The 26,421-nt window shown below is 62.0% G+C and carries 25 protein-coding genes; 12 read left to right on the forward strand and 13 right to left on the reverse strand.

Annotation, left to right across the window (positions count from 1 at the left end; all coding sequences use genetic code 11):
* Positions 1–67: 67 nt before the first annotated feature.
* Positions 68–1,501, reverse strand: a complete 1,434-nt coding sequence (locus NPS29_RS13985) for an NAD-dependent succinate-semialdehyde dehydrogenase (protein WP_274133281.1) — start codon at positions 1,499–1,501, stop codon at positions 68–70.
* A 132-nt stretch (positions 1,502–1,633) separates the two neighbouring features.
* On the reverse strand, positions 1,634–1,906 hold the full coding sequence (locus tag NPS29_RS13990) for an ArsR/SmtB family transcription factor (RefSeq protein ID WP_274133283.1): 273 nt from the start codon (positions 1,904–1,906) through the stop codon (positions 1,634–1,636).
* A 374-nt stretch (positions 1,907–2,280) separates the two neighbouring features.
* On the opposite strand from NPS29_RS13990, the gene NPS29_RS13995 reads away from it, so the two are divergent.
* A complete protein-coding gene (locus NPS29_RS13995) occupies positions 2,281–3,768 on the forward strand; it encodes a nucleobase:cation symporter-2 family protein (protein ID WP_274133284.1) in 1,488 nt (495 codons plus the stop codon).
* 59 nt (positions 3,769–3,827) lie between these two features.
* Entirely contained in the window at positions 3,828–4,307 is a 480-nt protein-coding gene (locus NPS29_RS14000) for an LEA type 2 family protein (protein ID WP_274133285.1), read from the forward strand.
* A 207-nt stretch (positions 4,308–4,514) separates the two neighbouring features.
* Here the strand turns inward: NPS29_RS14000 and NPS29_RS14005 are convergent, their stop codons facing one another.
* Positions 4,515–5,441 carry a carbon-nitrogen hydrolase family protein gene (locus NPS29_RS14005; protein ID WP_274133286.1) on the reverse strand — a complete coding sequence of 309 codons (927 nt, stop codon included), beginning with the start codon at positions 5,439–5,441 and terminating at the stop codon, positions 4,515–4,517.
* Between the two features lie 93 nt (positions 5,442–5,534).
* On the opposite strand from NPS29_RS14005, the gene NPS29_RS14010 reads away from it, so the two are divergent.
* Positions 5,535–6,440 carry a LysR family transcriptional regulator gene (locus tag NPS29_RS14010; RefSeq protein ID WP_274133288.1) on the forward strand — a complete coding sequence of 302 codons (906 nt, stop codon included), beginning with the start codon at positions 5,535–5,537 and terminating at the stop codon, positions 6,438–6,440.
* 1 nt (position 6,441) lies between these two features.
* Here the strand turns inward: NPS29_RS14010 and NPS29_RS14015 are convergent, their stop codons facing one another.
* Entirely contained in the window at positions 6,442–6,699 is a 258-nt protein-coding gene (locus tag NPS29_RS14015; protein ID WP_274133290.1) for a hypothetical protein, read from the reverse strand.
* A 202-nt stretch (positions 6,700–6,901) separates the two neighbouring features.
* Here NPS29_RS14015 and NPS29_RS14020 point away from each other — a divergent pair, with 202 nt between their 5' ends.
* Complete coding sequence (locus NPS29_RS14020) at positions 6,902–7,219, forward strand: DUF883 family protein (protein ID WP_274133292.1); 318 nt, start codon at positions 6,902–6,904, stop codon at positions 7,217–7,219.
* A 170-nt stretch (positions 7,220–7,389) separates the two neighbouring features.
* On the opposite strand, the gene NPS29_RS14025 is transcribed toward NPS29_RS14020, so the two are convergent.
* The 3 genes from NPS29_RS14025 to NPS29_RS14035 all read right to left on the reverse strand — a co-directional run bounded on the left by NPS29_RS14025 (position 7,390) and on the right by NPS29_RS14035 (position 10,529).
* On the reverse strand, positions 7,390–7,743 hold the full coding sequence (locus NPS29_RS14025) for an SPOR domain-containing protein (protein ID WP_274133294.1): 354 nt from the start codon (positions 7,741–7,743) through the stop codon (positions 7,390–7,392).
* A gap of 112 nt (positions 7,744–7,855) precedes the next feature.
* Complete coding sequence (gene dctA / locus NPS29_RS14030) at positions 7,856–9,193, reverse strand: C4-dicarboxylate transporter DctA (RefSeq protein WP_274133296.1); 1,338 nt, start codon at positions 9,191–9,193, stop codon at positions 7,856–7,858.
* Positions 9,194–9,356: 163 nt separating this feature from the next.
* Positions 9,357–10,529 carry a mandelate racemase/muconate lactonizing enzyme family protein gene (locus NPS29_RS14035; RefSeq protein WP_274133298.1) on the reverse strand — a complete coding sequence of 391 codons (1,173 nt, stop codon included), beginning with the start codon at positions 10,527–10,529 and terminating at the stop codon, positions 9,357–9,359.
* A gap of 117 nt (positions 10,530–10,646) precedes the next feature.
* Here NPS29_RS14035 and NPS29_RS14040 point away from each other — a divergent pair, with 117 nt between their 5' ends.
* Positions 10,647–11,516, forward strand: a complete 870-nt coding sequence (locus NPS29_RS14040; RefSeq protein WP_274133300.1) for a LysR family transcriptional regulator — start codon at positions 10,647–10,649, stop codon at positions 11,514–11,516.
* A gap of 123 nt (positions 11,517–11,639) precedes the next feature.
* Here NPS29_RS14040 and NPS29_RS14045 read toward each other — a convergent pair whose 3' ends face one another.
* The gene (locus NPS29_RS14045) at positions 11,640–13,046 is read right to left on the reverse strand and encodes an NAD(P)/FAD-dependent oxidoreductase (protein ID WP_274133302.1); all 1,407 of its coding nucleotides are present in this window, start codon (positions 13,044–13,046) and stop codon (positions 11,640–11,642) included.
* A 256-nt stretch (positions 13,047–13,302) separates the two neighbouring features.
* Here NPS29_RS14045 and NPS29_RS14050 point away from each other — a divergent pair, with 256 nt between their 5' ends.
* The 6 genes from NPS29_RS14050 to NPS29_RS14075 all read left to right on the forward strand — a co-directional run bounded on the left by NPS29_RS14050 (position 13,303) and on the right by NPS29_RS14075 (position 19,056).
* The gene (locus NPS29_RS14050) at positions 13,303–13,935 is read left to right on the forward strand and encodes a paraquat-inducible protein A (RefSeq protein ID WP_274133409.1); all 633 of its coding nucleotides are present in this window, start codon (positions 13,303–13,305) and stop codon (positions 13,933–13,935) included.
* Positions 13,932–14,546: a paraquat-inducible protein A gene (locus NPS29_RS14055; protein WP_274133304.1), complete on the forward strand. Its 615-nt coding sequence runs from the start codon at positions 13,932–13,934 to the stop codon at positions 14,544–14,546. Before NPS29_RS14050 ends, NPS29_RS14055 begins: the two co-directional genes overlap by 4 nt.
* Positions 14,539–16,221, forward strand: a complete 1,683-nt coding sequence (locus NPS29_RS14060; protein ID WP_274133306.1) for an intermembrane transport protein PqiB — start codon at positions 14,539–14,541, stop codon at positions 16,219–16,221. The genes NPS29_RS14055 and NPS29_RS14060 overlap by 8 nt, the downstream gene beginning before the upstream one ends.
* Positions 16,218–16,835: a PqiC family protein gene (locus tag NPS29_RS14065; RefSeq protein WP_274133308.1), complete on the forward strand. Its 618-nt coding sequence runs from the start codon at positions 16,218–16,220 to the stop codon at positions 16,833–16,835. The genes NPS29_RS14060 and NPS29_RS14065 overlap by 4 nt, the downstream gene beginning before the upstream one ends.
* A 380-nt stretch (positions 16,836–17,215) precedes the next feature.
* Complete coding sequence (locus tag NPS29_RS14070; RefSeq protein WP_274133310.1) at positions 17,216–17,683, forward strand: helix-turn-helix domain-containing protein; 468 nt, start codon at positions 17,216–17,218, stop codon at positions 17,681–17,683.
* A gap of 86 nt (positions 17,684–17,769) precedes the next feature.
* Complete coding sequence (locus NPS29_RS14075) at positions 17,770–19,056, forward strand: amidase (protein WP_274133312.1); 1,287 nt, start codon at positions 17,770–17,772, stop codon at positions 19,054–19,056.
* A 176-nt stretch (positions 19,057–19,232) separates the two neighbouring features.
* On the opposite strand, the gene araH is transcribed toward NPS29_RS14075, so the two are convergent.
* The 5 genes from araH to NPS29_RS14100 all read right to left on the reverse strand — a co-directional run bounded on the left by araH (position 19,233) and on the right by NPS29_RS14100 (position 24,650).
* A complete protein-coding gene (gene araH / locus NPS29_RS14080) occupies positions 19,233–20,198 on the reverse strand; it encodes an L-arabinose ABC transporter permease AraH (protein ID WP_274133314.1) in 966 nt (321 codons plus the stop codon).
* A gap of 39 nt (positions 20,199–20,237) precedes the next feature.
* Positions 20,238–21,773, reverse strand: a complete 1,536-nt coding sequence (araG, locus tag NPS29_RS14085; protein WP_274133316.1) for an L-arabinose ABC transporter ATP-binding protein AraG — start codon at positions 21,771–21,773, stop codon at positions 20,238–20,240.
* 62 nt (positions 21,774–21,835) lie between these two features.
* On the reverse strand, positions 21,836–22,840 hold the full coding sequence (locus tag NPS29_RS14090; protein WP_274133318.1) for a substrate-binding domain-containing protein: 1,005 nt from the start codon (positions 22,838–22,840) through the stop codon (positions 21,836–21,838).
* Between the two features lie 177 nt (positions 22,841–23,017).
* Positions 23,018–23,896: an SMP-30/gluconolactonase/LRE family protein gene (locus tag NPS29_RS14095; RefSeq protein ID WP_274133320.1), complete on the reverse strand. Its 879-nt coding sequence runs from the start codon at positions 23,894–23,896 to the stop codon at positions 23,018–23,020.
* Positions 23,897–23,957: 61 nt separating this feature from the next.
* Positions 23,958–24,650 carry a FadR/GntR family transcriptional regulator gene (locus NPS29_RS14100; protein ID WP_274133322.1) on the reverse strand — a complete coding sequence of 231 codons (693 nt, stop codon included), beginning with the start codon at positions 24,648–24,650 and terminating at the stop codon, positions 23,958–23,960.
* Between the two features lie 344 nt (positions 24,651–24,994).
* Between NPS29_RS14100 and NPS29_RS14105 the strand changes: the two genes are divergently transcribed.
* Positions 24,995–26,140: an aldose epimerase family protein gene (locus tag NPS29_RS14105; protein WP_274133325.1), complete on the forward strand. Its 1,146-nt coding sequence runs from the start codon at positions 24,995–24,997 to the stop codon at positions 26,138–26,140.
* Positions 26,141–26,421 lie beyond the last annotated feature (281 nt).

Raw genomic sequence — 26,421 nt, forward strand, 5'->3', positions numbered from 1 at the left:
CGATCTGGTTCGGGGTCAGGCACAGATACCCGACCCACCCGATACAGGTGGGTCTACAAGCCCGCTATCAGAGGTTGAACACCGTCACCAGCTTGGTGTTCAGGTACGCCTCGATGGCCTCGGTGCCGCCTTCGGAGCCGTAGCCGGAATCCTTGATCCCGCCGAACGGCACTTCGACAAGGCCAATGCCCTGGTGGTTGATCGACAGCATGCCCGCTTCGATGCGCGTGCTGAGGATGTGCGCGGTTTTCATCGAGGTGGTGAACGCATAGGAAGCCAGGCCGAATGGCACGCGGTTGGATTCCTTGACCGCGTCTTGGACCGTGTCGAACGGCACGATCAGCGCCAGCGGGCCAAAGGGTTCTTCGCTCATGGCGCGCATGTCGGTGGTCAGGCCACTGAGCACGGTCGGTTCGAAGAAGTAGCCAGGGCCGTCGATCGCCTTGCCACCGGTTTCCAGCTTCGCGCCCTTCTCGCAGGCATCCTTGACCAGCGCCGCCAGTGCCGGAGCACGGCGCTCGTTGGCCAGCGGGCCCATGGTCACGCCCTGCTCCAGACCGTTGCCCACGTTCACTTCACGGGCCAGACCGACGAACTGCTCGACGAACCGCTCATACACGCCACGTTGAACCAGGATACGGGTCGGCGACACGCACACCTGGCCTGCGTTACGGAACTTGGCGCCTGCCAGAGTACGGGCGGCCAGGTCGATGTCGGCGTCGTCGAACACCAGTGCCGGCGCATGACCGCCCAGCTCCATGGTGGCGCGCTTCATGTGCTGACCGGCCAGCGCGGCCAGTTGCTTGCCCACCGGGGTGGAGCCGGTGAAGGTCACTTTCTTGATGGTCGGATGGGCGATCAGGTAGCTGGAAATCTGCGCCGGGTCGCCGAACACCAGGCCGATCACACCGGCCGGAACGCCCGCATCGATGAACGCGCGGATCAGCTCTGCTGGGGACGCCGGGGTTTCTTCCGGGGCCTTGACGATGATCGAGCAACCGGCGGCCAGTGCCGACGACAGCTTGCGCACCACCTGGTTGATCGGGAAGTTCCAAGGCGTGAAGGCAGCCACTGGACCTACCGGCTCCTTGATGACTTTCTGCTCGACCGAAACATTGCGCGAGGGCACCAGGCGGCCATAGGCGCGACGGCCCTCTTCGGCCAGCCAGTCGACGATGTCGGCGGCGGACAGGGTTTCCATGCGCGCTTCGGCCAGTGGCTTGCCCTGCTCCTGCGTCATGATGCGAGCGATCTGGTCGGCGCGTTCACGCAGCAGGTTGGCGGCTTTTTGCATGATCTTGTAGCGATCGTAGGCCGGGGTGCTGCGCCAGGTTTCGAAACCGCGCTCGGCGGCGGCCAGCGCCTGGTCCAGGTCGGCAACGGAGGCATGGGCCACGGTGCCCAGGGTTTCGCCGGTGGCCGGGTTGAGCACGGCGATGGTGCGGCCATCTTCACTGGCGCGCCATTGGCCGTCGATGTACAGCTGAACGTCTGGGTACATAAAGAAGCTCCGAATGCGCCTGTCGCAGGCAGGAGAAGGAAGAAAAAGCGTAGGCCGGGCAATTTACTGGCGTATGCCGATAACGGTCAAGGACCTTTATATGATGACTGACCAGCTCGCCTCGGCAGAACTTCAGCAGAACTGCATCAACTGCTGCGCATAGGCGCGCAACACGTCGCGTTGCATGGCGAACCGGGCGTACTTGCCTTCGCGCAGGGTGTTGATCAGCCCGGCTCGCTCCAGCTCCTTGGTGTGGTGGGACACCGTGGCGGCACTGACCGGGTGCACCTTGAGCAGTTCGGCGCAAGGCACCGGCTCCGTGGACGCGCTGATCTGCAGCAGAATCTGATAGCGCCTGCTGTCCGCCAGCGCCCGGGAAATCAGCGCGATTTGCAGGTCTGTCAATGGAAATGGCTCTACAGTGCTCATCAAGATCGATACACCCCGTTTGAAACCTCCTTGTAGAGTCTGAATGCGGACGCGGCCCGAAACCGTGCGTCAGGTTGGACGCCCGAGTGCGGCTCAGGTTCAGTGCGACAGAATAAGCGGGTATCGCAGACCCGCGAAGCATTTTCTGGCATTCTGCGCGGCCTTTTCCTACGGCCCTGCTTCTCGCTCATGGCATCTTTTTGTACACAATCTGCAAATGAATTGTTTTTCAATGTGTCGACATGTTGTAGAGTCGCAAAACCTGACCCAGTAGACAGCTTTTGTATACAGGTCAGGCCAGCGTCAACTGCAAAGCCCACGACCGAATAAAAACAACAGGCAGGCTAACCATGACCACAGCTCACAGCACGCCCCCGACGCACCCTGCGTCCCGCAAGACAGACCTGATCTACGGCCTCAACGACCGACCGCACTTCACGGCGGCGATCTTCGCCGCGCTGCAACATGTTCTCGCGTCCTTCGTCGGCATCATCACCCCTACCCTGATCGTCGGCAGCGTTCTGGGGCTGGACAGTGAAGTGCCCTGCCTCATCAGCATGGCGCTGTTCGTCTCAGGCCTGGGCACCTTCGTCCAGGCCAAGCGTTTCGGACCCATCGGCTCGGGACTGTTGTGTCTGCAAGGCACCAGCTTCTCGTTTCTGAGCGTGATCCTCAGCGCCGGATTTCTGGTCAAGAGCCGCGGCGGCGGCACCGAGGAAATCCTCTCGACCATCTTCGGCGTGTGCTTCTGCGCGGCGTTCATCGAAGTCGCCCTGAGCCAGTTCATCGGCAAGCTGCGCAAGCTGATTACCCCGGTGGTGACCGGCACCATCATCACCCTGATGGGCCTGTCGCTGCTCAAGGTGGCGATGACTGACATGGCCGGCGGCTTCGGCGCCACCGACCTGGGCTCGGCCACCAACCTGGGGCTGGCCGGCCTTGTACTGGCTACCATCGTGATCCTCAATCGTTTCAATATTCCGTTGCTGCGCCTCTCGGCGATCATCATCGGCCTGACCTTGGGCTTCTTCGTGGCCTGGTATCTGGGCCGGGTGGATTTCGCCAAGATGCCGAATGTGCCGGTGATGAGCATTCCGGTGCCGTTCAAGTACGGTTTCTCGTTCGATCTGCTGGCCTTCATTCCGATTGCGGTGATTTTCCTGGTCTCGCCGCTGGAAGCTGCGGGCGACCTGACCGCCAACTCGATGATTTCCCAACAGCCGGTGAGCGGCCCGGTGTATATCCGCCGGATCAAATCGGGCTTGCTGGCCGACGGCCTCAACTCGGCGATGGCCGCCACCTTCAACAGCCTGCCGATGGTGACCTTCGCCCAGAACAACGGGGTGATTCAGCTCACGGGCGTGGCCAGCCGCTACGTGGCGTTCTTCATTGCCGGCATCCTGGTGTTGCTGGGGCTGTTCCCGATCATCGGCGCGGTGCTGCAATTGATGCCCAAACCGGTACTGGGCGGCGCCACGCTGATCATGTTCGGCACCGTGGCCGTGGCGGGGATCAAGATTCTGTCCGAGGCCGGCCTGCATCGGCGCAACATGCTGATCGTGGCGATCTCTTTGGGGATGGGCCTGGGCGTGGCGGCGGTGCCTGAGGTATTGCGCGAACTGCCCAAGGCGCTGCACAACATCTTCGAATCGCCCATCACGGTGGGCGCCTTCTGCGCGATCATCCTCAATATCTTCCTGCCCGAGGAATACCAGGATGAAGAGGAAGTCACCGAGTTCGACCCCGAGGCTTCCACCGTCAAGGTCCTGCAAGACCCGCAACAGCCGGGCGACGGCGAACCTCTGTCGGCGCGCGCGGTCGCAGAGTTGAACCGCTAGGCTCAATGGCAGGGGCGCAATCGCGCCTCTGCCACGCCTTGGCAACCGGAGCGCCGTCAATGCCGCGACACCCCTTCCGCACCCTGTGTACCTGTGTGCTGCTTCTGGCCCTGAGCGCCTGTGCGCTTTTTCCCAATCGCGATCCGTTGAACATCAACGTGGTGGGCATCGAGCCGCTGCAAGGGCAGGACCTGGAAGTGCGCTTCGCCGTGAAACTGCGCCTGCAGAACCCCAACGACGTGGACATCCAGTACGACGGCGTGGCACTGAACCTGGACGTCAACGGCAAGCTGCTGGCCTCCGGCGTTAGCGACCAGAAAGGCACCATCGGGCGTTTTTCCGAAGGCGTCCTCACCGTGCCGGTGACCGTTTCGGCGTTTGCCGCATTGCGTCAGGCAGTCGGGCTGACAGAACGCCAGAGCCTGGACAACCTGCCCTATGAACTGCACGGCAAGCTCGCGGGCGGGTTGTTTGGCACCATGCGTTTCTATGACAGCGGAACCCTGAGCCTGCCGCAGCCGGCGAGTGGGGAGTGGTGATCCGAGGCTTGGCGACAGACTCCCCCGTCCCTGCGGGATGGTGATCTGACACCTGGCGACAGGCTCCCTCGTCCCTGTGGGAGCGGGCTTGCCCGCGAAAGCGGCGGGTCAGACAACATCGGAGCGTCAGGCACGCCGCTTTCGCGGGCGAGCCCGCTCCCACGGCCTTCGGCCAGAAGCGCTCCCGTGGCAGAGGTTGGAAACCTATCAGTCCTTGACGAACCGCACCCCGGGCTTGGCCCGCTCATCTACCACCAATTCGAATACATCCGGCCGCGCGTAGTGGCCGACCACGTCAAAATCGTAGCGGGCGCGCACAAGTTCGTCGGTGTCGATCTCGGCGGTCAGCAGGCCGCGCTCGCCCAGCAGCGGCCCCGCCAGCACCTCGCCCATGGGGCTTACAATTACACTGCCGCCATTAATGAGCGGACGTTCGGCAGGCCAGTTGGCAACGTCGAGGCCCAGCGCCTGCGGCGAGTCCTGAACCTGGCAGGCGCTGATCAGAAACACCCGGCCTTCCTGGGCAATGTGGCGCATGGTGCACTGCCACATCTCCCGCTCGTCCACCGTCGGCGCACACCAGATCTGCACGCCCTTGGCGTACATCGCCGTGCGCAGCAGGGGCATCTGGTTTTCCCAGCAGACGGCAGCGCCGATCCGCCCGGCCTTCGCGTCGATGACCGGCAAGGTCGAACCGTCACCCTTGCCCCAGATCAGCCGCTCGGTGCCGGTGGGCATCAGCTTGCGGTGCTTGGCGACCAGCCCGCCGTCCGGCTCGAAGAACAGCACGGTGCAGAACAGGCTGCTGCCTGAACGCTCGATCACACCAATTACCAGGCTGGCTCCGGTACGCGCCGACAGCTCGCCGAGGGCGTCGGTTTCGGCACCCGGCACATCGATTGCGTTTTCAAAATAGCGAGCGAAAGCATCGCGCCCTTCAGGCAGGCGATAACCCAGTTGAGTGCCGAACGTCTCGCCCTTGGGGTAGCCGCCGAGCAAGGCTTCGGGCATCACCACAACACTGGCGCCCGCCTCGCGAATGGCCGACTCGTAAGACAGGATCTGCGCCAGGGTCTCGGCCTTGCCGCCGGGTAAGGCGCCGATCTGCAACGCAGCAACGATGGACTTGCTCATCAGGGGTACTCCTTGTGATGTGAATGCGGGATCTGTTGCCAATTCTCCGCCTCACCCTCAACATGAATAAACCCCTCGCCAGTTGTGAATGATATGAGCAGCATGAATATCGCCAGCGTCGACCTCAATCTGCTTAAAGTCTTCGAAGCCCTGCACGATGAGGCCAGCGCCAGCCGCGCGGCATTGCGCCTGGGCGTCACGCAATCGGCGGTCAGCGCCTCGTTGCGCCGACTGCGCGAGGTGTACGACGATCAACTGTTCGTGCGCACAGGCCGTGGGCTGGCGCCGACCCTGCGGGCCAACCAGCTCAAGCCGGTGGTCTCTGACGCGCTGAACAAGTGCCGGCAAAGCCTGGCGATGGTCGAGCCCGAGGGCAGTCATTTCGAAGGACGCTCGGTGGCGTTGGGCTGGTCGGATGATTTCGAGATCGCGTTCGGCAGGCGCCTCATGGCAGCGGTGCGGCACAGCGCGCCGGGGTTGCGCCTGATCTTTCGCCAGACCCACAGCCAGATCGTCGGCACGGCACTGATGGAGCGCAGCATCGACCTGGCGGTGGCATCGGGAGGATTCGCCGAACGGCTGCTGAGCCGCAGGGTGCTGGGGGAAGGCGGCTATCTGTGCCTGGCGGACCCGGCCAGCCTGGCGCCCGGCCAGCGCACATTGAGCCTTGAGGAGTTCATCGCCCGAGAGCAGATTCTGGTGTCGTCGGGCGGCTTCATCGGCATGGTCGACGAAGGCCTGTCGAGCCTGGGCCTGAGCCGCACGGTCTGCGCCTCGACCACCCATTTCGCGGCCTTGCCCTACCTGCTCAAGGGCACCGACGCGATTTCGACCATTCCGTCACACGCCGCGCAAGCGGTGGCGCAGATTGCCGGGCTGGCCCTGCTCGAATGCCCCCTGCCGATGCCGCGCTATCCTGTCGAGCTGGGCTGGCGCACCTCCACCCAACTGGACTCGGCGGTGCTCAAGGTGCGCGAGGCGATACAGGGGCTGTTCTGAATCAGCCGCGGGCGGCGGCCACCAGGCGGTTCACTTCGGCGCGCACCATGTTGGCGTACTCGGGCGGCGACATGGCGTCCAGCTCGGACCGCACCCACTCCGACCATTTGCCCTTGCGCTTGCTGCGCTCGCCCATCAGCCGGGCGGCTTCACCCTTGGACTTGCCCAGGTTGCTCTGCCACAGCTCGAACAGACGGGACTTTTCGTCCTCGATCTCTGCGCGCTCGGCAAGGGACTTGTTGGCCAGGTTGAAACTCATGACGTCTACCTCGATGTGCAAAAACAGAACGCTCGCTCGCCGTTGACTGACGATCGAAAAGCGACAGCATCTTACACCCGGGCGGACAGAAGCTTGCCTTCATTCGTCGCACTTTTTTCCTCGGGCTTGAAATGCCCTGCAACTTTTTCGAAGCGCCAGGACTCCATTGCTCACTGCCATTCTCAACTGAAAGGAAATAGCCATGGCTCGTAAAACCGCTTCCCAGACCGCCGCCGAACAGATCAAGGATCAGGCATTCAGCGAACTGGCGGCCCTGATCGAAGAGTCCGACAAACTGCTCAAGGACAGCGCCGCGCTGGTCGGCGAAGAGGCAGAAACCATGCGTGCGCAGTTGAGCCTGAAACTCAAGCAGGCGCTGGATTCGGTGGGCAGCGTGCGTGATCGCACCAAGCCTGCGGTCGAAGCTACCGAAACCTACATCGGCGGCCACCCATGGCAGACTGTGGCGATCTCGGCCGGCTTCGGCCTGGTGGTCGGTTTGTTGCTGGGCCGTCGTTGATACGACCCCGGACCATCCCTGTAGGAGCGCGCTTGCCCGCGAAGGCGGTGTGTCAGGTTACCAGTACATGGCTGACACACCGCCGTCGCGGGCAAGCGCGCTCCTACAAGTTACGGCGACCGGCCGGACAAGTAACGGTAATTGGTCGGACGATGATCCCCGGCGGAAGATTACGGCTTGGGCGGGATCACTTCCAGCTGCGACAAGCGATGCCCCTTGACCAGGGCGGCGTCGATGTCGGTCTTGGATTTTTCAGCGGCGTCCTTCGAGTCGAACGGACCGATCATCACCACTTCCTTGCCATCGACCTTGACCACATACATGGGGTAATGGTGCTCGACCAGCCAGTAGCTCATGTCGCTCAGGGCTTCTTTCAAATGAACGCGAATGGTCCACTGATCCGAGGCCGGGGTCGGTGCTTCCGCGACCGAGTCAGCGGCTGACACCTTGGGCGTCGGCGCTGGTTTTCCAGCATCGCAGCCTGCCAGCATCAACACCGCCACCATCATTGCCATCTTGCGCACGTCTGTCGCTCCTCATTTGAAGTGGCGCAAGTCTACCATCGCAGGTCATTTCAAGTTGTAACACGGCTGTGTAGCGGGCAGCGGACACCCGCCGACCGCCAGCCCTTGCGCCCTACACCTGCGACTTTCCGACGCGGGCAGTGACCACTGAATCGACGCGCTTGTCCCCCTTGGCCGAGCCTTCATTCATGGCGGCAATTTCACGGGCCGCCTGGGCCTTGTCGAACGAGCCGTCCCACTTGGCGATGGCAATCGTGCCGATGCCGTTACCGATCAGGTTGGTGACGGCTCGCGCCTCGTTGAGGAAGCGATCGACGCCGAGCAACAGCACCAGGCCGATCATCGGGATACCGTGGAACACCGACAGCGTCGCTGCCAGCGTCACGAAGCCGGCCCCGGCCACGCCCGCCGAGCCTTTGGAGGTCAGCAGCAACACGCCCAGCACCGTCAGTTGATCCCACAGGGTCAGTGGGGTGTTGGTGGCCTGGGCGACGAAAATCGCCGCCATGGTCAGGTAGATGCAGGTGCCGTCCGAGTTGAAGGTGTAACCGGTGGGCAGGACCATGCCGACCACGGATTTTTCGCAGCCCAGCTTCTCGAGCTTGACCATCATGCGCGGCAGCACCGCCTCGGTTGAGCAGGTACCGAGGGTGACCAGGATTTCATCCTTGAAGTAGCGCAGAAACTGCATCAGCGGCAGCCCCGACCAGCGCGCCACGGCGCCCAGGATCACCACGATGAAGATCAGTGTCGTGGCATACAGCGCCACCAGCAGTTGCCCCAGCGACAACAGCGTACCGATGCCGTACTTGCCGATGGTGAACGCCATGCCGGCCCCCGCACCCAGCGGAGCCAGGCGCATGACCATCGCCACCACCCGAAACAGGCTTTGCAGCAGCATGTCGATGACGTTGACCAGCGGTTTGACCGGCTCGCCGATCTGCACCAGCGCCACGCCCATCAGCACCGAGACCAGAATCACCTGCAGCATCGCACCCTTGGCAAAGGCGTCGAACAGCGTGGTGGGGATGATGTTCATGAAGAACTCGACCACCCCGCCCTGGGCCGCCGCAGCCTGGGTGTAGCCAGTGATCGCGCTGCCGTTGATGGTGTTGATGTCGATGTTCATGCCCACGCCGGGCTTGAGAATGTTGACCACCACCAGGCCGATCACCAGCGCCAGGGTCGAGAGGATTTCGAAATAGATCAGCGCCTTGGCACCGATGCGCCCCACTTCCTTGACGCTGCCCATCTTGGCGATGCCCACCACTACTGTGCCGAAAATGATCGGCGCCAGCAGCATCTTGATGAGTTTGATGAAGCCGTCGGCGAGGGGTTGCAGCTTGGCGCCAATATCGGGAAGAAAGAAGCCGACCGCACCGCCGATGACGATGCCGATCAGTACCTGAACGTAGAGCTGGCTGTACCAGCGTGTCGAAGCCTGTTCCATGGGATGCCTCACTGTTGTTTTTGTATGAGGGGAAAGGACTGGAGTAACCGAGAACTGATCTGTAGGAGTGAGCTTGCTCGCGATAGCGTTGTGTCAGTCGGCATATTCAGGGCAGACAGACCGCGATCGCGAGCAAGCTCACTCCTACAGGGGCGAGCAGGACCTAGGCGCCCTCACCCAACTCGCGCATCACCGCATACAGCGCCGACTTGGCTTCGAAGCCCACGCCCGGAATGTCCGGCAGGCCGACGTAGCCGTTCTCGACGCGTATGCCATCGGCAAAGCCGCCAAACGGCTGGAACACGTCGGGGTAGGATTCGTTGCCGCCCAGGTGCAGGCCGGCGGCGATGTTCAGCGACATCTGGTGACCGCCGTGGGGCACCACGCGGCGCGACGACCAGCCCAGTTCCTGCATCACATCCAGAGTGCGCAGGTACTCCACTAGCCCGTAGGAAAGTGCGCAGTCGAACTGCAGGAAGTCGCGGTCCGGGCGCATGCCGCCGTGGCGCAGCAGGTTGCGTGCGTCCTGATGGGAAAACAGGTTTTCGCCGGTGGCCATCGGCAGGTCGTAGTGGTTGGCCAGCTCTGCTTGCAGCGCGTAGTCCAGCGGATCACCCACTTCCTCGTACCAGAACAGGTTGTAGGGGCGAATCGCTTCGGCGTAGGCGATGCCGGTCTTGAGGTCGAAACGGCCGTTGGCGTCCACCGCCAGACGCTGACCGTCGCCCACCACTTCCAGCACCGCTTCGATACGGCGCAGGTCTTCGGCCAGCGGCACGGCGCCGATCTTCATCTTCACCACGTCGTAGCCACGGTCCAGATAGCTCTGCATTTCGGCCTTGAGTTTGCTCTGGTCCTTGCCGGGGTAGTAGTAACCGCCTGCGGCATACACCCAGACCTTGTCATCGGCCACGCCCTTGCGATAACGGTCAGCCAGCAGGCGATACAGCGGCTTGCCTTCGATCTTCGCAACCGCGTCCCACACCGCCATGTCGATGGTGCCCACAGCCACCGAACGCTCGCCGTGACCGCCAGGTTTTTCGTTGGTCATCAGGGTTTTCCAGATGGCGAACGGGTCCAGATTATTGTGTTCCTGGTCGATCAGCGATTCAGGGTCGGCTTCCAGCACCCGGGCCAGGAAACGGTCGCGCATCAGGGCGCCCTGGCCGTAGCGGCCATTGGAATTGAAGCCGTAGCCGATCACCGGTTTGCCGTCGCGAATCACATCCGTGACCACCGCCACCACCGAGCAGGTCATCTTGGAAAAGTCGATGTAGGCGTTGGCAATGGGCGAGGCAATGGAGACGGTTTTCTCGCGAATGTCGACGATGCGCATGGGTCACTCCTGTTATTTTCGAAAGAGGTGCAGCGATTGACGGGGCCACTCTAGGGCTGGACCTTTGCGCGCGGCCAATGCTAAAAACGCGGCACTCAATGCGCGGATGGCATCACGATGGAATTGGTTTGGCTGGAAGATTTCAACGCCCTGGCACAAAGCGGCAACTTCTCCCGTGCCGCCGAATTGCGCCATGTCACCCAGCCGGCTTTCAGCCGCAGGATCCGCGCGCTGGAGACCTGGGTCGGTGTCGATCTGTTCGAGCGCACGACTCAGGGCGCGACCCTGACCGAGGCCGGCAGGCACATGCTCGGCAGTGCCCAGGAGATGACCCGGCGCCTGTATCAAATGCGCCAGGAAGCCCGGGAAGTGGCCGGGAAGCAGGCGCGTTCGCTGCATTTCGCGGCCACCCACTCCCTTTCGTTCACGTTTTTCCCGGGCTGGGTGCGAGCGGCCGAACGGACCAGCCCCATCGAAGCGATCCGGCTGCATTCGGACAATATGCGGGTCTGCGAGCAGATGTTGCTGGGCGGCGAGGTACAGTTTTTGCTGTGTCACCAGCACCCGGAAGTGCCGCCGCAGTTTCCCGCCGAATCCTTTCATTCCAAGGTGGTGGGCAGCGATTTACTGATGCCATTGCAGGGGCAGCAGGTGCAGGCGATTGCCGCCGACACGCCGCTTTCACTGCTGGGCTACACCGCTGAATCGGGCCTGGGCCGCATCGTCTCGGCACGCCTGCGCAAGGAGCCTCAGCCGCCGAACGTGCACACGGTGTTCACCTCCCATTTGGCGGCGGTGTTGTTGTCGATGGCACTTGAAGGCAAAGGCATCGCCTGGCTGCCCAGGACCCTGGCTGAACCTGAAATCAGCAGCGGTAAACTGGTCCGGGCGCTGGATGAGCATTGGGACATTCCAGTGGAAATCCGCCTGTTCAGACCGACCATGGCGTTGAGTGATTTCGCCGAGGATTTCTGGGCCAGGCTCTAGTCGGCTGGCCGCGGGTCGATCTTGCGCACGCCCCCGCCGGCAAGCCGTGCTGCTACGGGCGGGGTCGGGCCTCATTCCTGTAGGAGCGCGCTTGCCCGCGACGGCGATCTTATGGGCGTCGGGTCACTTCATGAAACCTTCCATGAAATCCGCCACGCCCATGGCGATCTTGCGTCGCCAGGCCGGTGTCGCGGGGTCCGCCAGGGTCTGGTCTTCGCTGACGAAGCTGCGGATGATCGCGTTATAGCCCAGCCAGCGGCAGGGTTCCGGCTCCCAGGCTTTCAGGGCCTTGAGGCCACCTTCGCGAATCACCCAGGGCTGGTGAACCAGCGGCGTGTCGCGCTCAAGAATCAGGTCCGCCAGGGTGCGTCCGCCCAGGTTGCTCGCCGCCACACCCTCCCCGCCGTAACCGCCGGCCAGGGCAATCCCGCTTGACCGGTCACACAGCATGTGAGGGTGAAACCGCCGGGACATCCCCAGGTTGCCGCCCCATGAATGCGTAATACGGACCTTCTTCAACTGCGGGAACAACTCGCCGAACAGGTAGCGCCGCAGTTCGACTTCGCTGGTGCTCAGATCGAAGTTTTCCCGCAGGCGGCCCCCAAACTGATAGCCGCCACGGGCGCCGAAGATCAGCCGATTGTCCATCGAGCGCTGGCCGTAGGTGACCTGCCTGCTGCTCTCACCAAACGCTTGCCCCTGGTTCAGGCCGATTTCATCCCAGACGCTCGCAGGCAAGGGTTCGGTCGCGACAATCAGGCTCTGCACCGGCAATTGATAGCGGGCCAGAGCGGGCATACTGGCCGCATACCCCTCCACCGCAGGCACCACCCAACGGCAGCGAATCCGGCCATGGGCGGTTGTGACCTGCCCGGCCTGCCAGTCGGTGGCCGGGGTATTTTCATAGATCGGCACGCCCAGCGCCTCGACCGCCCGCGCCAGGCCTCGGACCAGTCTGGCCGGCTGAATGGTCGCCAGGTGGGAGAAATGAATGGCGCCATAGGCACGGGCAATCCGCAGCTGCGAACTCAATTGCTCAGGAGTGAGCCAGCGATAGTCGGCCTCGGTCAGTCCCTGTTTGTAGAGCTTGTCCAGATAGGCCCGCAGGCTGGCTTCCTGCTCGGGGTAACGCGCCGCGCAGTACAATGCGCCGCCTTTGCGATAATCACAGTCGATGCCCTCGCGGTCGATGACACTCTTGACCTCGTCGGGGATGCCGAACAGCAGGTCGTAGGAGGCGCGGCGATCCTCTGCCGTGAACCCCGCGAGCATCCGGTCATCGCCCAGCAGGTTGCCCATGACCCAGCCGCCGTTGCGCCCCGAGGCGCCAAAGCCTGCGGTCTGCGCCTCGACAATGGCGACGTTCAACTGCGGGGCGTGGCGCTTGAGATAGTAGGCCGTCCACAACCCGGTGTACCCGGCGCCGATGATCGCCACATCGACATCCAGGTCCTGTTGCAGCGATGCCCTGGGCGTCAGCGGCTCGTCCAGCTGGTCCATCCATAAACTGTTCAAACGCCATGCAGACATCACCCTACCCCACCGACCCTGGCTCAAGGCATCGATCCTAGTCGGTGCGGCGAGCGGATGTCCAATGTGCATCGGACGGAGCGCGCGGGGCCACAGCGCGGTACACTTGTCTGTCCCCGACCACACACACCGCAACAGCTCAACCACGGGCAGGGTGCGAAAACGTGCTTTGATTCACCAATACCGACAACTTGGCATCGAACCGGATGATGGCAATGTGGTCAATGTCTCAATCGAACCTATCAGCGTGCTGTCCATGTATCCAACGCCTCCACCAGTAGACGATCCCGCCCAGTGGATCATCTGCGAGCACTGCGACTCGCTCTATGAGGCCCCCCCCCTGAGCAAGGGCGAATCGGCCTATTGCCTGCGCTGCGCTGCGGTGCTCGATCGCGGCCATCGCATGAGCATCGAGCAGATGCTGGCGCTGAGCATCGCCGCCGGCATCCTGTTCATCTTCGCCAATGTGTTTCCGGTGATCAGCATCAGCATGAAAGGCCTGTACAACGAGGTCACGCTCTGGGGCTCGGTCGAGGCACTGGCCCAGGGGCAGATCACCCTGATCGCGCTGGTCGCGGGGCTGGCGATCATCCTGGCCCCGGCGCTGCAGATCGCCCTGCTGTTCTGGGTGCTGGTGCACGCCCATCGCAACGAGATCGCTCCAGGCTTCAAGACCTGCATGCGCACCCTGGAGCACCTGCGCCCCTGGAGCATGCTGGAGGTGTGTCTGCTGGGGATCCTGGTGGCCATCATCAAGCTGGCGGGCATGCTCGACGTGCATCCCGGCGTCGGGCTGTGGGCCATGGCGATGCTGATGGTGCTGATCGTGCTGATCGCCGGCAAGGACATCAGAAGGCTGTGGGACGAGCTGGGGGTGCAGCCCGAATGAACGGCATCCCTTTCGCCCGCGAGCGCAACGTGACCCTTTGCCATGTGTGCGGCTATGTCTGCCCGCAAGATACCCATGTCTGCCCGCGCTGCGAATCGGCGGTGCACACGCGCAAACCCAACAGCATGGTGCGCACCTGGGCGTTCCTGATCGCCGGGCTGATCTTCTATATTCCAGCCAATACCCTGCCCGTGATGTTCACCACCCTGCTGGGCCGGTCCAGTGAGAACACCATCATGAGCGGTGTGATCGAGTTCGCCGAGGGCGGCTCGTGGGACATTGCCATCCTGATTTTCATCGCCAGCGTGCTGGTGCCGTGCATCAAGTTCCTGGTGCTGGGCATGCTGCTCTACACCTGCCAGCGCCGCAGCCAGTGGGCCATGCGCGAGCGCTCCAGGCTTTATCGCTTCATCGAGCTGATCGGCTACTGGTCGATGCTCGATGTGCTGGTGGTCGCGCTGGTCGCGGCGCTGGTCCAGTTCCGCGGCTTGAGCACCATCGAGCCGCGGCTGGGCATCCTGTTTTTTGGTTTGGTGGTGGTGATGACGATGTTTGCCGCCATGAGTTTCGATCCCCGGTTGATCTGGGATGCAGAGGTTGAAGATGTCTGAGAACACCCTACCCCCGTCGGCGCAGGCCCCTGGGCGACCGCAAGTCAAGGCCCGCAAGGCGCGTATTTCCCTGGTCTGGCTGGTACCGATCGTGGCCGGGGTGATCGGCCTGTCGATGGTCATCCACGACTTCCTCAACGTCGGCCCCAAGGTGGTGGTCAGCTTCCTGACCGCCGAAGGCCTCGAAGCCAAGAAGACCCAGGTCAAGTACAAGAACGTGGTCATCGGCACCGTTTCCGATATCGCCCTGAGCGACGACCGTACTCACGTACTGGCCACCATCGATCTGAATCAGTCGGCCACCCCCTTCACCCGCGCCGACACGCAATACTGGGTGGTGCGCCCGCGCATCGGTGCCCACGGTGTTTCCGGGGTCGATACCCTGCTGTCCGGGGCCTTCATCGGCGCCGACGCGGGCAGCTCCGAGGAAACCAAAAAGGACTTCACCGGCCTTGAGACCCCGCCGCCGGTGACCTTTGGCGAAAAGGGCAAGCGCTTCATCCTGCACACCGATGACCTGGGGTCGCTGGACATCGGCTCGCCCATTTACTTCCGTCGCATCCAGGTAGGCCAGGTGGTGGCCTACGAACTGGCAAAAGACGGCAAGGGCGTGGACATCGAGATCTTCGTCAACTCGCCAAATGATCAGTACGTGCTGACCGACTCGCGCTTCTGGAACGCCAGCGGCGTGGACGTCAGCATCGGTGCGGCCGGTCTGAAGGTATCGACGCAGTCGCTGACCTCGATCATCTCCGGCGGCATCGCATTTCGCGAACCCAAGTACAGCCCGGACGCCAAGCCTGCCGACAGCAACGCCGAGTTCAAGCTGTTCGAAGACCAGGCCACCGCCCTGGCGCCGCCCGACGGCGATCCCAAATACATCCGCATGCGCTTCAACCAGTCCCTGCGCGGCCTGGTGGTCAATGCCCCGGTGGACTTCCTGGGGGTGAACATCGGCCGCGTGGTCTCGGTGGACCTGGACTACGACCCGGCCACCCGCACCTTCCCCGGCGTGGTCGGCGCGGTGATCTACCCGCAACGCCTGGGCGCGGCCAACGACAAACTGCGCGAGCAGGCCGGTGGCGGCGACGAAGAGGAACAGACCTCGAGAATCCTGGGCGGCTTTGTCGAGCGCGGTCTGCGGGCACAGATTCGTACCGGCAACCTGCTGACCGGCCAGCTTTACGTGGCCATGGATTTCGACCCCAAGGCACCGAAAATCGCCTATAACGCCAAGGCTCGTCCGCTGGAGATTCCAACCGTGGGCGGCAGCTTCGACAAGCTGCAGGAACAGTTGCAGGCCTTCGTCGACAAGCTCGGCAAGATTCCGATCGACGACCTGGCGAACAACCTCAATGGCAGCCTGATCGAACTGCAGAAGACCATGAAGAACGTCAACGGCCAGGTCCTGCCACAAGTCACCGGCACCCTGGCGCAGGCTCAGAAGACCATCGGCACGGCCAACGCTACGCTGTCGGATGATTCCCCGGCGCGGCTGCAACTGGGCCAGGCCATGGAAGAAGTCCAGCGCACCGCGCGCTCGGTCCGGGTCCTCACCGACTTCCTCAGCCGCCATCCCGAATCACTGATCCGCGGTCGATCCGGCGATGCTGCGCCCGGCTCGTACAAAGGTTCGTCCTCTTCCCGTGAAATTGCTCCGGAGCCTGCACAATGACCGTGCGTAACCACCTGCTGGCCCTGGCGTGCGCTCTGGGCCTTGGCGCCTGTTCGTCCACGCCCACCCATTACTATACTTTGATAGCCCCTGCGACCCAGACCCAGGCCACTCACGCACAGGCGCCGTTCCAGTTCGAAATGCAGCCGGTGCTGATGGCCGTTCAGGTCGATCAGCCCCCGTTGGTCGTGCGCCAGGGCGACGGCAGCCTGGCCATTCTGGAGAACGATCGCTGGGGCGCACCACTGGGCGATGAGTTCCATGACGCACTAACGGGAGAATTAGAACGTCGTTTCGGAGTTCGAGATCTGGCAGGATTACCCAAACAGAACGAACTACCTGTATTGTCCATTCGTACCGATGTTCGGCGCTTCGAATCGATCATCGGCCAATATGCGATGATCGATGTAGTCTGGAACTTGAGTATTCGCTCTAATCAAAACAATGGCCAACGCCAGACCCTGACGTGCAGTAGCGTGGTGCGCCAACCTGCGGGGCCGGGCATCGAAAATCTGGTGCTGGCCCACCAGAAAGCGCTTTCGTCGCTGGCGGGCATCATTGCCAAAACCGCGACCGACTGGGGCCGGCAGCCGGGCACCCGCTGCCCTTCGTGATGTTACTCAATAACTTATTGACACTCAAACGAGTGTCAATAAAGTATCTAATTGAATGAATAGTCTTTCTATTTAGATATAAACATCGAGAAAGCATGAATAAAGCTGCACATGTACGCGAACGAGTATAATTTACACCTCACCGCTGCCATACGCCCGTTTCATAAAAAAACCCTCCAAACGTTTGTATACATCAGGATCCAATCGAATACTTACACTTGTCTTGGAGCCGATAGACGGCTTTAATGCACCAATTCATGGCATATTCATGAAGTTGATTAATTAAACGTCCATACATCTTTAGCGTGATTGTAAATCGTGCGTGCTGCCGGCTTTTTGCGGGCGACACCGCCTGCAACACTGCCAGCGGGGAGAAACACATGACAGGGATTGGCCCGAGACTTCGCGAAGAACGCACTCGCCTGAAACTGTCGCAAAGCGCACTGGGCACCCTTGGTGGCGTCGAGACCAATGCCCAGGGCAACTATGAAAGCGGTGCCCGCTCTCCGAAAGCCGACTACCTGTTGCGAATCGCCGAAGCTGGCGTCGATATCTATTACGTATTGACCGGCACCCGCTCACGTCCCGGAGACACCATCGCCCAGGCGCTCATGCCGCCCCACGGAGCGTCCACGAATGAGCACATGAGCAAGGTCACGCATCAGCTGCATCGTAACCTGCACGGACTGATCGAGGCCCTGTTCCAGATCACGATTCTGATCGAATCCCAGGCAAACGACATTGACGACCATGCCGTGAAGACGGAACTCGATACCTTCCGCAACGAAGCCCAGGCCCTGGCCCAGGCGTCCATCCGGCTGATTTTCGAAACCTCACGGCTCAGCTGACCTCCCCTGCGTGCCCGGTGTACACCGCGCATTGCCTGCGGCATGATCCGGCTTCATCAGAACAACAACCGGACAGTGCCGCGCCCATGACTCCCCATGACCTGACCCAGCTCACCGCCAGCGAAGCCGCCCGCCTGCTGCAGACCCGGACGCTCAGCGCCGAGGCGCTGCTGGGCGCGTGCCTGGAGCGCATCGAGGCGCGCGAACCACAGGTTCTGGCGTGGCGCCAGTACGATGGGGCTAGCGCGATGGCGCAGGCACGGGCGCTGGATCGCGGCCCGTTGCGCGGCCCTCTGCACGGTTTGCCGCTGGGGGTGAAGGATCTGTTCGACACTCGGGATTTTCCCTCCGGCTACGGCTCGCCGATCTACCAGACGCACTGGCCGGATCATGACGCCGCAGCCGTCGCCCTGTGCCGGGACGCCGGCGCGCTCGTGCTGGGCAAGACCGTCACCAGCGAATTCGCGACCTTCAGCCCTGGCCCGACGCGCAATCCGCACAACCCGGATCACACACCCGGCGGTTCATCCAGCGGCTCGGCGGCCGCCGTCGGTGCGCACATGGTGCCGTTGGCGTTGGGGACGCAGACCGCAGCTTCGGTGATTCGGCCTGCGGCCTATTGTGGCGTGGTGGGTTTCAAACCCAGCTTCGGCCTGATCTCCCGCGCCGGGGTCAAGAGCCTGAGCGAATCGCTGGACACCGTGGGTGGATTCGGTCGCTGTGTGGATGACGTGGCCCTGCTGACGTCGGTGATGGCCAACGCGCCGCAGTGGCGTCAGTTGCCCGTTGATCGTAAGCCGCGTATCGGCGTGTGTCGCTCACCCTATTGGGACAAGGCCAGTGCGTCGGCGCAACAGGCGTTCGAATCCACGGTGCGGACGCTGGCAGCCAAAGGGGTGCACATGGTCGATGTGACCCTGGCCGATTCAGTGGCAGCCCTGGTCGAGGTGCACGATCAGGTGATGTGTGGCGAGGCATTCAAGGCGCTGGCCGATGAGCGTCTGAATCATGGCGAGCTGTTGAGCGACAGACTGGTCGCGATGCTTGAGCGTGGGTCGCGCGTGACCTTTGGACAGAGTGTGCAGCACCGGGCACAGGTGGCGTCGGCGCGGCATCAGTTGGGGCGGGGCTTTGCCGATTATGACCTGCTGCTCACACCCAGCGCCTGCGGCGAGGCCGACCTTGGGCTGGAGCGCACGGGGGATCCACTGTTCTCGCGGATCTGGAGCCTGCTGGGTTTGCCGAGCCTGAATCTGCCCGTTGGGGTTGGCGATCAGGGCTTGCCCCTGGGGATTCAACTCATCGGCCCGATGATGAGCGACACCGCGATGCTTGGGTTCTGCAGGTGGGTCGAGCAGAGCCTCGCCGCGTGATGTCAGCAACCTGACCCTAATCTGAAACCGCCCCCGCCGGCAAGCCGTGCTGCTACAGGACCGAGGTGAAACGCAAACCCCGGCAACACCGAATGACAATGTAGCAGCCGGGCTTGCCCGCGGGGACGATATTGAAACCGCCACCGCCAGCAAGCCGTGCTGCTACGGGTCAGGCGTCAGCGACGCTTCAACCGGTCGATGATCACCGCCAGCAACAGAATCGTCCCGCGAATCACGTACTGATAGAAGGTATCGATGTTTTTCAGGTTCATGGCGTTCTCGATGATCGCCAGGATCAACACCCCCGCGATCACATGACGAATCATCCCGATCCCGCCACTGAGCGATACCCCGCCCAGCACGCACGCGGAAATCACCGTCAGTTCGAAGCCCTGCCCGATCATCGGTTGCCCGGATGTCATCCGCGAGGCCAGGACCACGCCCGCCAGCGCGCCGATCAGGCCGTGCACCGCGAAGATGATGATCTTGGTGCGGTCCACGTGCACACCCGCCAGCAATGCAGCTTCCTGGTTGCCGCCGATCGCCAGCGAGTTGCGCCCGTAGGTGGTGTAGTTCAGCAACCAGCCAAAGAACACGAAGCAGACGATGGTGATCAGGATCGGCACCGGCACGCCGAACAACTGGCCATTACCAAATACGAAGAAGCCTTCATCACCCACCCCCACCGCTTTACCGTTGGAAAAGATGTAGGCCAGACCGCGCACGATCTGCATGGTCGCCAGGGTGGTAATCAACGCGTTGATCCGCAGCTTGGCGATCACGATGCCGTTGATCAGCCCCACCACCAGCCCCATGGCCAGGGCCGCAGAGACCCCGAAAAACACACTGTCGGTGTCACGAATCACGATCCCGGCGATCACCCCCGAGCAGGCCAGCACCGAGCCGACCGAGAGGTCGAAATGCCCGGACGCGAGACAGAACAGCATGGTGCAGGCAGCGATGCCGACCGTGGAAATGGCCAACCCAAGCCCGCGCATGTTCAGCGGAGACATGAAGTTGTCGATCAGCAAGGCACAGAGCACAAAGATGCCCAGTGCGGCGAGAAGCATGGCCCAGTCGTCGAAGAATCGACGCATGTTCATGCCCTGGCGGGGAGCCGTCAGGCTGGTTTCGGTAGACATACGCACCTCGTTTTTATTTTTCACTGTCTTGACCCGGTGTCAGCCGCGAGTGCGCGGCAGTGCCAGTTGCAACAACCGTTGTTCGTTGGCCTCGTCACGAGAAAGCTCGCCAGTGATGGCGCCTTCGCTCATGACCAGAATCCGGTCGGAAATGCCCATGACTTCCATCAGATCGCTGGACACCACTATCACCGCGATCCCCTCGGCGGCCAGGTTATGGATGATCTGATAGATCTCGGACTTGGCGCCGATGTCGATGCCGCGGGTCGGCTCGTCCAGCAACAGCACCTTCATCGGCATCGACAGCCAGCGACCCAGAATGGCCTTTTGCTGATTGCCGCCGGACAGGAACATGATCTGCTGCTCGGGTGATGGCGTCTTGACGTTCATCGAGCGGATCTGGGTCTTCGCGTTGTCCCGCTCCCAGCGCCCCTGGATCAGGCAACCCAGGTGCACATGCCGTGGGCGGGCGCCGATGTTGATGTTCTCGGCCACGCTGGAAAGCGGCACGATGCCCTCTTTCTTGCGGTCCTCGGGGCACAGCAACACCCCGGCGGCGATGGCGTCGCGCGGGGACCGGAGGTTCAGCGGCTTGCCGTCCAGTTGCAGGGTGCCGGCCTGGCTCCTGGTCAATCCGGAGAGGATGCGAAACAGCTCGGTGCGCCCAGCGCCGACCAGGCCGAAAAAGCCCAGCACTTCGCCTTTATCCACCGCGAAACTCACCGGCTCCTGCAAGCCAGGCCCCAACAGACCGGTGACACGCAGGCTTGGGCCCTGGTGCTGGCGCGGGCGGTAGTTGTAGATGTCCTGAATGTCGCGGCCGACCATGCAGGTCACCAGACGGTCGTGGTCCAGGTCGGCCATGTCCTCGAAAGTGCGTACGAAACGTCCGTCCTTGAAGACGGTAACTGCATCGCAGACGCGAAAGATTTCTTCCATGCGGTGGGAGACATACAGAATCACCCGACCCTCGTCCCGCAGCTTGACGATGATCGCCATCAGGCGGTCGATCTCGCGCGCCGAGAGGCTGCTGGTGGGTTCGTCGAACGCGATGACGTGGGCATTGCGCGACATGGCCTTGGCGATTTCCACCAGTTGCCGTTGTCCGAGGGACAGATCGCCCAGGCGCGTGCCCGGATCGATTTCATCGGCCAGGCCTTTGAGCAGTTCGCGCGCGCGACGCATCATGGCCCGCCGATTCACCAGCCCGAAACGATTGGGCATGTGCCCCAGCAGCAGGTTCTCCGCCACCGACATTTCCGGCACCAGGTGCAGTTCCTGGTGAATCACCGCGACACCGGCGGCAATGCTGTCAGCCGTGGACTTGAACGCCAGGTGTTGATCGCCGATCTGCAGGTCGCCGCTGTTGGGCTGGTACGAGCCGCCGAGAATCTTGAGCAGCGTCGATTTGCCCGCGCCGTTCTCGCCCATCAGCGCATGAACACTGCCGGGCCTGGCTTCGAAATTGATGTCGGACAGCGCCTTGACCCCCGGAAAGGTCTTGCCGATCCCGTTGAAACGCAGGCTGCCGCCCGCCTGTTGTTGCTGTACCTGTGGTGCAGAAGCCTGTTGCATGAACCACCTCCCACTCGCTCCACCCTGGGGTGAAGCGAGGCCTTGCAGATTGTCGCCAGGGATTACTTGTACAGACCGATCTTGGTCAGCACGTCCTTGAAGTTCTCACGGGTGATAAGCGTCACGTCGTCCATGGCGGTGTATTTAGGCGGCTCCTTGCCAGTGGTGACCCACTCGTACATCTGCAGGGCGGTGTTGTAGCCCTCTTTGTCCGGGCTTGGGAGCATCGAGCCGAAGAAGCCGCTCTTCGGCTTTTTCAGTTCGTCGATGGCGTCGGTGCCGTTGATGCCGATCCCGATCACGTTGTCCGGGGAAAAGCCTGCACCGGCGGTAGCACGCACGCCACCGAGAACGGTGTTGTCGTTCATGCCGCCGACGATCAGGTTTTTCGCGCCGCTTGGCAGTTTAGGCAAGGCCGCGTTGGTGGCGTCCATGCTGCCTGGTACATCGAGGGTTTTCTGCGGGGTAAAGAGGATGTGATCTTCCGGCAGGCCGGCTTTCTTCAGGGCATCGACCGAACCGTCTGTGCGCTTCTTGCCGGTGTCCAGTTCGTTGTAGGTGTTGATGATCGCGTAGGTTTCCTTCCAGTCCCACTTGCGATTCTGCGCCTCGGTCGCCATGGCAGCGCCCTGCTTCTGGCCCACTTCAAACGCGGCCATGCCCAGGTACGGCACGTCTTCCATGAACTTGCCCTTGGCGTCGACGAAGCGGTCGTCCACGGCCATGACCTTCAGATCGTTGGCCTTGGCCTTGGCGACGATGGCCGGGCCGAGGGACACGTCAGGCGGGCAGATGACAAAACCCTTGGCGCCGTTGGCAGCCAGGTTGTCGATGGCGGTGAGGGTTTTCTCGCCGTCGGGAACGGCGATCTTGATGACTTCGAAACCGTGATCCTTGCCGGCCTTTTCAGCGAACTGCCATTCGGTCTGGAACCATGGCTCTTCGGCCTGTTTGACCAGAAAGCCAATCTTGACCTTGTCGGCAGCGATGGCGCCGCCGCTCATTCCAACGATAGCGGTGGCAACAGCAGCACAGCACAGGGAGCGAATCCCGTGGCGACTCAACATAGCTAACTCCTTATTTTTATTGACTAGCTACAGCGTCCAGCAGTGAGTGTCGTGGCGACCGGAAAGCGTGAGGGCCTGACGGTCGTTTCGACTGAAAACAGTCATATCATATTATCAATGCAGTCTATGTAACCGAGTGTCACACTGCCCGTGACACTCGCTTGCAGTCCGAAATCCTCAGCCGGCGAAGCGCTGGCATGCCAGCCCCTGAATGCCGGTTTCAACGCTCAACACACAGCCATCGAGTTCAAGCGCTCCGCTGGAAGGCCTGGCGCTGGTGACGAACAGAATGGTCATGTCGGGACCACCGAACACGCAACTGGTGGGGTGACTGAGCGGCACTTCGACTATCCGGTCTATGCTGCCGTCAGGCGCGAAACGAATGATGCAATGCCCACCCCAGCGGGCATTCCAGACATAGCCCTGGGCATCCATCGCCGAGCCATCGGGCACGCCGCGCACATGCTGTGCTGCCCAGATGCGCCGCTCGCCCAGAGAGCCATCGGTCAGTATCGGGTAGCGGTAGATCACACCGTCAAGGCTGTCTGCGGTCAGCAGCGCGCTGTCGTCATCGGCCCAGAGCAGGGTGTTGACGATGCCCTGCCCGCCCAGCAGCGGGGTTGACTGGCCACGGGCATCGACCCTGAACAGCCCGCCGGAGCGGCGTTCCAGCGGTACGTCGCCGCCCTTGGCATCCAGATTGTTCTGCATGCTGCCCAGCCACAACCGCCCCTGGCTGTCGCAGCGGGCTTCGTTGGCGCGGTTGCCCGGCACCGGATCGGCCTCGCAGAACAGCGCCAGACCAGGCGCATCGGCGCTGGATTCAAGGTTGAGGCGGTACACGCCACTGGCCAGGGTGACCAGCGCATCGCCTTGAGTGGTGGGGATGAATGCCGAGACAGGCTCGTTGAATTGCCAGTGCCGCACCTGCCCCTGATGCAGGCGCAGGGCGCGAAACCCGGCGATGTCGACCCAGTACAGGCTCTGCCGGGATTGATCCCAGAACGGCCCTTCGGCCAATTTGAAACGCTGGTCACAGACCGCAAGCCACTTCATGCCAATGTCCTGTTTTTATTCTTGTCCAGGGCCGCAGCCCTTCTTGAACAGCTTTTGTCGCTCAGTCGCTCAGCGAGCGGGAAATCACCTCGCAGGCGTTCTCGATCAGGCTCATGCAGGCCCAGACCCCTCGCGCTGCATCCCGGCTGGCGATGGCGTCCGCCAGGTCCTTGTGCAGCGGTAGCGTGCGTCCCAATTCGCCCGGCACCGCCGAGGAAACCTCGAAAGAGATCGCCAGCAGCGCACCCAGCGCCGGCAGCATCTGCTCGATGAACTGGTTATGGCTGGCCGCCAGCACCGCCTCGTGGAAACGCTGGTCGGCATGGTTGTAATCGCCCATGTCCGCCACGCTGTCCGCCAGCAGGCCATACGCCGCCTGAACCTCGGCGATCTGCGCAGGGGTTGCCCGCTCACACGCCCAACGCACCGCCATCGGTTCGATGGCCCGACGCAGATCCAGCAGGTCCATCACAAAACTCTTTGGCAAACCCTTGGCTGCCAACCAGCCGACCACCTGCGGATCGAACAGGTTCCAACTGCGCACCGGTAACACCCGCGTCCCGACCTTCGGGCCGACTTCCAGCATGCCCTTGGCCACCAGCGTCTTGATGGCCTCGCGGATCACCGTACGACTGACCCCGAACTCCTCGCCCAACGCCGCTTCAACCTTCAGTGCCTGCCCCGGCGGCACACTGCCTTGAGCAATCCAGGCGCCGAGACGGTCTACGGTCGAGGCGTGAAAACTGTTGCTCATGCCCTACCCCTTTTTGCGGTGCTTTCCGCAGATCGAGGCTAATCATCATATGATTGACTGTCAAACGGCTGTACAAGTGGCGAAAGCTGGTCTACACCTGATTCGCGACTGAAGTCGAGCTTCAGTTGAGCTAAATAGTATTACAATTTATTTTTAAATCGAGTGTTTTTGATCTATAAAACAGAAATACCGTCACAGGAAGCCAAAATAGTATTACCAATGCAGGAATGAGCCTGCTCTCGATGGGGTCCGAGCCTGTAAACGGAGCCGACTGAACGAACGCCATCGCGAGCAAGCTCACTCCTACAGCCGTCGCTGCTCAATAACAAAAAAGGAAGGACGCAATGAGGAAGACGCTTATCCCTGCTATCGGACTGACCCTGCTGGCCGCCGCCCTGCAAGCCAACGGCGCAACGGGCCTCACCAGCGAACACGCAGCGTTCGGCAAGATGCCGGACGGCACCACGGTCGAGAAATACACCCTGCGCAACAGCCTGGGGATGCAGGCCACGGTGATCACCTATGGCGGCACGCTGCAGTCGTTGCTGGTACCGGACAAGAATGGCAAGACAGAAGACGTGGTGCTCGGTTTCGATGATCTGGATGGCTACCTCAAGGGCACGTCCTACTTTGGTGCCACGATTGGCCGTTTCGGCAACCGTCTGGCGGACGGCAAGTTCAGCCTGGACGGCAAATCCTATCAGGTGCCGCAGAACGACAAGACCAACGCCTTGCACGGCGGCACCAAGGGCTTCGACAAGCAGATCTGGAAGGCCGAACAGGTCAAGGACAAGGGCTGGGTCGGGGTCAAGCTGACCTATGTCTCGGCGGACGGCGAGATGGGCTTTCCCGGTACGCTGAAAACCGAGGTGACCTACAGCCTCAACGAGAAGAACGAACTGCGCATCCAGTACCACGCCACGACCGACAAACCGACGGTGCTCAACCTGACCAACCACAGTTACTTCAACCTGGCGGGTGCGGGTAACGGCGATATTCTGGATCAGGTGGCCATCGTTCACGCCAGCCATTACACGCCGGTCAACGAGAAGCTGATTCCAACCGGCGAGATCGCACCGGTGGCAGGCACGCCGATGGACTTCCTAAAGCCCGTGGCCTTTGGCAAGCGCATCCGCGAAGACCACCAGCAGCTGAAATTCGCCGAGCCTACCCAGGGCGGTTATGACCATAACTGGGTGCTGGACACCAAGGGCAAGGTGGCGGCGCTTGCTGCGGACGTGAGCGATCCGAAATCAGGGCGTCGTCTGCAACTCTTTACCAGCGAGCCGGGAGTACAGCTGTATACCGGCAACTTCCTGGATGGCACGGTCAAAGGCAAGGGCGGCAAGATCTATCCGCATTGGGGGGCATTCACGCTGGAGACGCAGCACTATCCGGACTCGCCAAACCAGAAGAACTTCCCGTCCACGCGGCTGGATCCGGGCAAGGCGTATAGCCAGACGACCGTGTTCAAGTTTTTGACCAAGTAAGGGCGTAGCAGTTGATCGTCTTGATCGTTCCCACGCTCTGCGTGGGAATGGCTTGTGCGACGCTCAGCGTCTTTGGGTGACTTTGGGATCGGGTGTATATCCGGTTTCGCAGGGGTTTTTGGCTTAGGGTTTCGCCCCTTACGGGCGACCTACTTTCTTTCGGGAAAGTAGGCAAACCATTTGCTCCTGGCTGGGGTCCTTCGGACTTCCCTCGACTCCGGCGCCGTTCCGGGGGCACGCTGTGATGGGCCGTCCCTGGCCCGCACAGCTTTCGCGGCTTC

Source organism: Pseudomonas putida, assembly GCF_028682175.1.
Lineage (GTDB): Bacteria > Pseudomonadota > Gammaproteobacteria > Pseudomonadales > Pseudomonadaceae > Aquipseudomonas > Aquipseudomonas putida_AD.

Bases quoted from the DNA above. Each gene is read 5' to 3' on its own strand.
- NPS29_RS13985 (WP_274133281.1), bottom strand. From the start codon at position 1,501: ATGTACCCAGACGTTCAGCTGTACATCGACGGCCAATGGCGCGCCAGT.
- NPS29_RS13995 (WP_274133284.1), top strand. From the start codon at position 2,281: ATGACCACAGCTCACAGCACGCCCCCGACGCACCCTGCGTCCCGCAAG.
- NPS29_RS14000 (WP_274133285.1), top strand. From the start codon at position 3,828: ATGCCGCGACACCCCTTCCGCACCCTGTGTACCTGTGTGCTGCTTCTG.
- NPS29_RS14005 (WP_274133286.1), bottom strand. From the start codon at position 5,441: ATGAGCAAGTCCATCGTTGCTGCGTTGCAGATCGGCGCCTTACCCGGC.
- NPS29_RS14010 (WP_274133288.1), top strand. From the start codon at position 5,535: ATGAGCAGCATGAATATCGCCAGCGTCGACCTCAATCTGCTTAAAGTC.
- NPS29_RS14015 (WP_274133290.1), bottom strand. From the start codon at position 6,699: ATGAGTTTCAACCTGGCCAACAAGTCCCTTGCCGAGCGCGCAGAGATC.
- NPS29_RS14020 (WP_274133292.1), top strand. From the start codon at position 6,902: ATGGCTCGTAAAACCGCTTCCCAGACCGCCGCCGAACAGATCAAGGAT.
- dctA (WP_274133296.1), bottom strand. From the start codon at position 9,193: ATGGAACAGGCTTCGACACGCTGGTACAGCCAGCTCTACGTTCAGGTA.
- NPS29_RS14035 (WP_274133298.1), bottom strand. From the start codon at position 10,529: ATGCGCATCGTCGACATTCGCGAGAAAACCGTCTCCATTGCCTCGCCC.
- NPS29_RS14040 (WP_274133300.1), top strand. From the start codon at position 10,647: ATGGAATTGGTTTGGCTGGAAGATTTCAACGCCCTGGCACAAAGCGGC.
- NPS29_RS14045 (WP_274133302.1), bottom strand. From the start codon at position 13,046: ATGTCTGCATGGCGTTTGAACAGTTTATGGATGGACCAGCTGGACGAG.
- NPS29_RS14050 (WP_274133409.1), top strand. From the start codon at position 13,303: ATGTATCCAACGCCTCCACCAGTAGACGATCCCGCCCAGTGGATCATC.
- NPS29_RS14055 (WP_274133304.1), top strand. From the start codon at position 13,932: ATGAACGGCATCCCTTTCGCCCGCGAGCGCAACGTGACCCTTTGCCAT.
- NPS29_RS14060 (WP_274133306.1), top strand. From the start codon at position 14,539: ATGTCTGAGAACACCCTACCCCCGTCGGCGCAGGCCCCTGGGCGACCG.
- NPS29_RS14065 (WP_274133308.1), top strand. From the start codon at position 16,218: ATGACCGTGCGTAACCACCTGCTGGCCCTGGCGTGCGCTCTGGGCCTT.
- NPS29_RS14070 (WP_274133310.1), top strand. From the start codon at position 17,216: ATGACAGGGATTGGCCCGAGACTTCGCGAAGAACGCACTCGCCTGAAA.
- NPS29_RS14075 (WP_274133312.1), top strand. From the start codon at position 17,770: ATGACTCCCCATGACCTGACCCAGCTCACCGCCAGCGAAGCCGCCCGC.
- araH (WP_274133314.1), bottom strand. From the start codon at position 20,198: ATGTCTACCGAAACCAGCCTGACGGCTCCCCGCCAGGGCATGAACATG.
- araG (WP_274133316.1), bottom strand. From the start codon at position 21,773: ATGCAACAGGCTTCTGCACCACAGGTACAGCAACAACAGGCGGGCGGC.
- NPS29_RS14090 (WP_274133318.1), bottom strand. From the start codon at position 22,840: ATGTTGAGTCGCCACGGGATTCGCTCCCTGTGCTGTGCTGCTGTTGCC.
- NPS29_RS14095 (WP_274133320.1), bottom strand. From the start codon at position 23,896: ATGAAGTGGCTTGCGGTCTGTGACCAGCGTTTCAAATTGGCCGAAGGG.
- NPS29_RS14100 (WP_274133322.1), bottom strand. From the start codon at position 24,650: ATGAGCAACAGTTTTCACGCCTCGACCGTAGACCGTCTCGGCGCCTGG.
- NPS29_RS14105 (WP_274133325.1), top strand. From the start codon at position 24,995: ATGAGGAAGACGCTTATCCCTGCTATCGGACTGACCCTGCTGGCCGCC.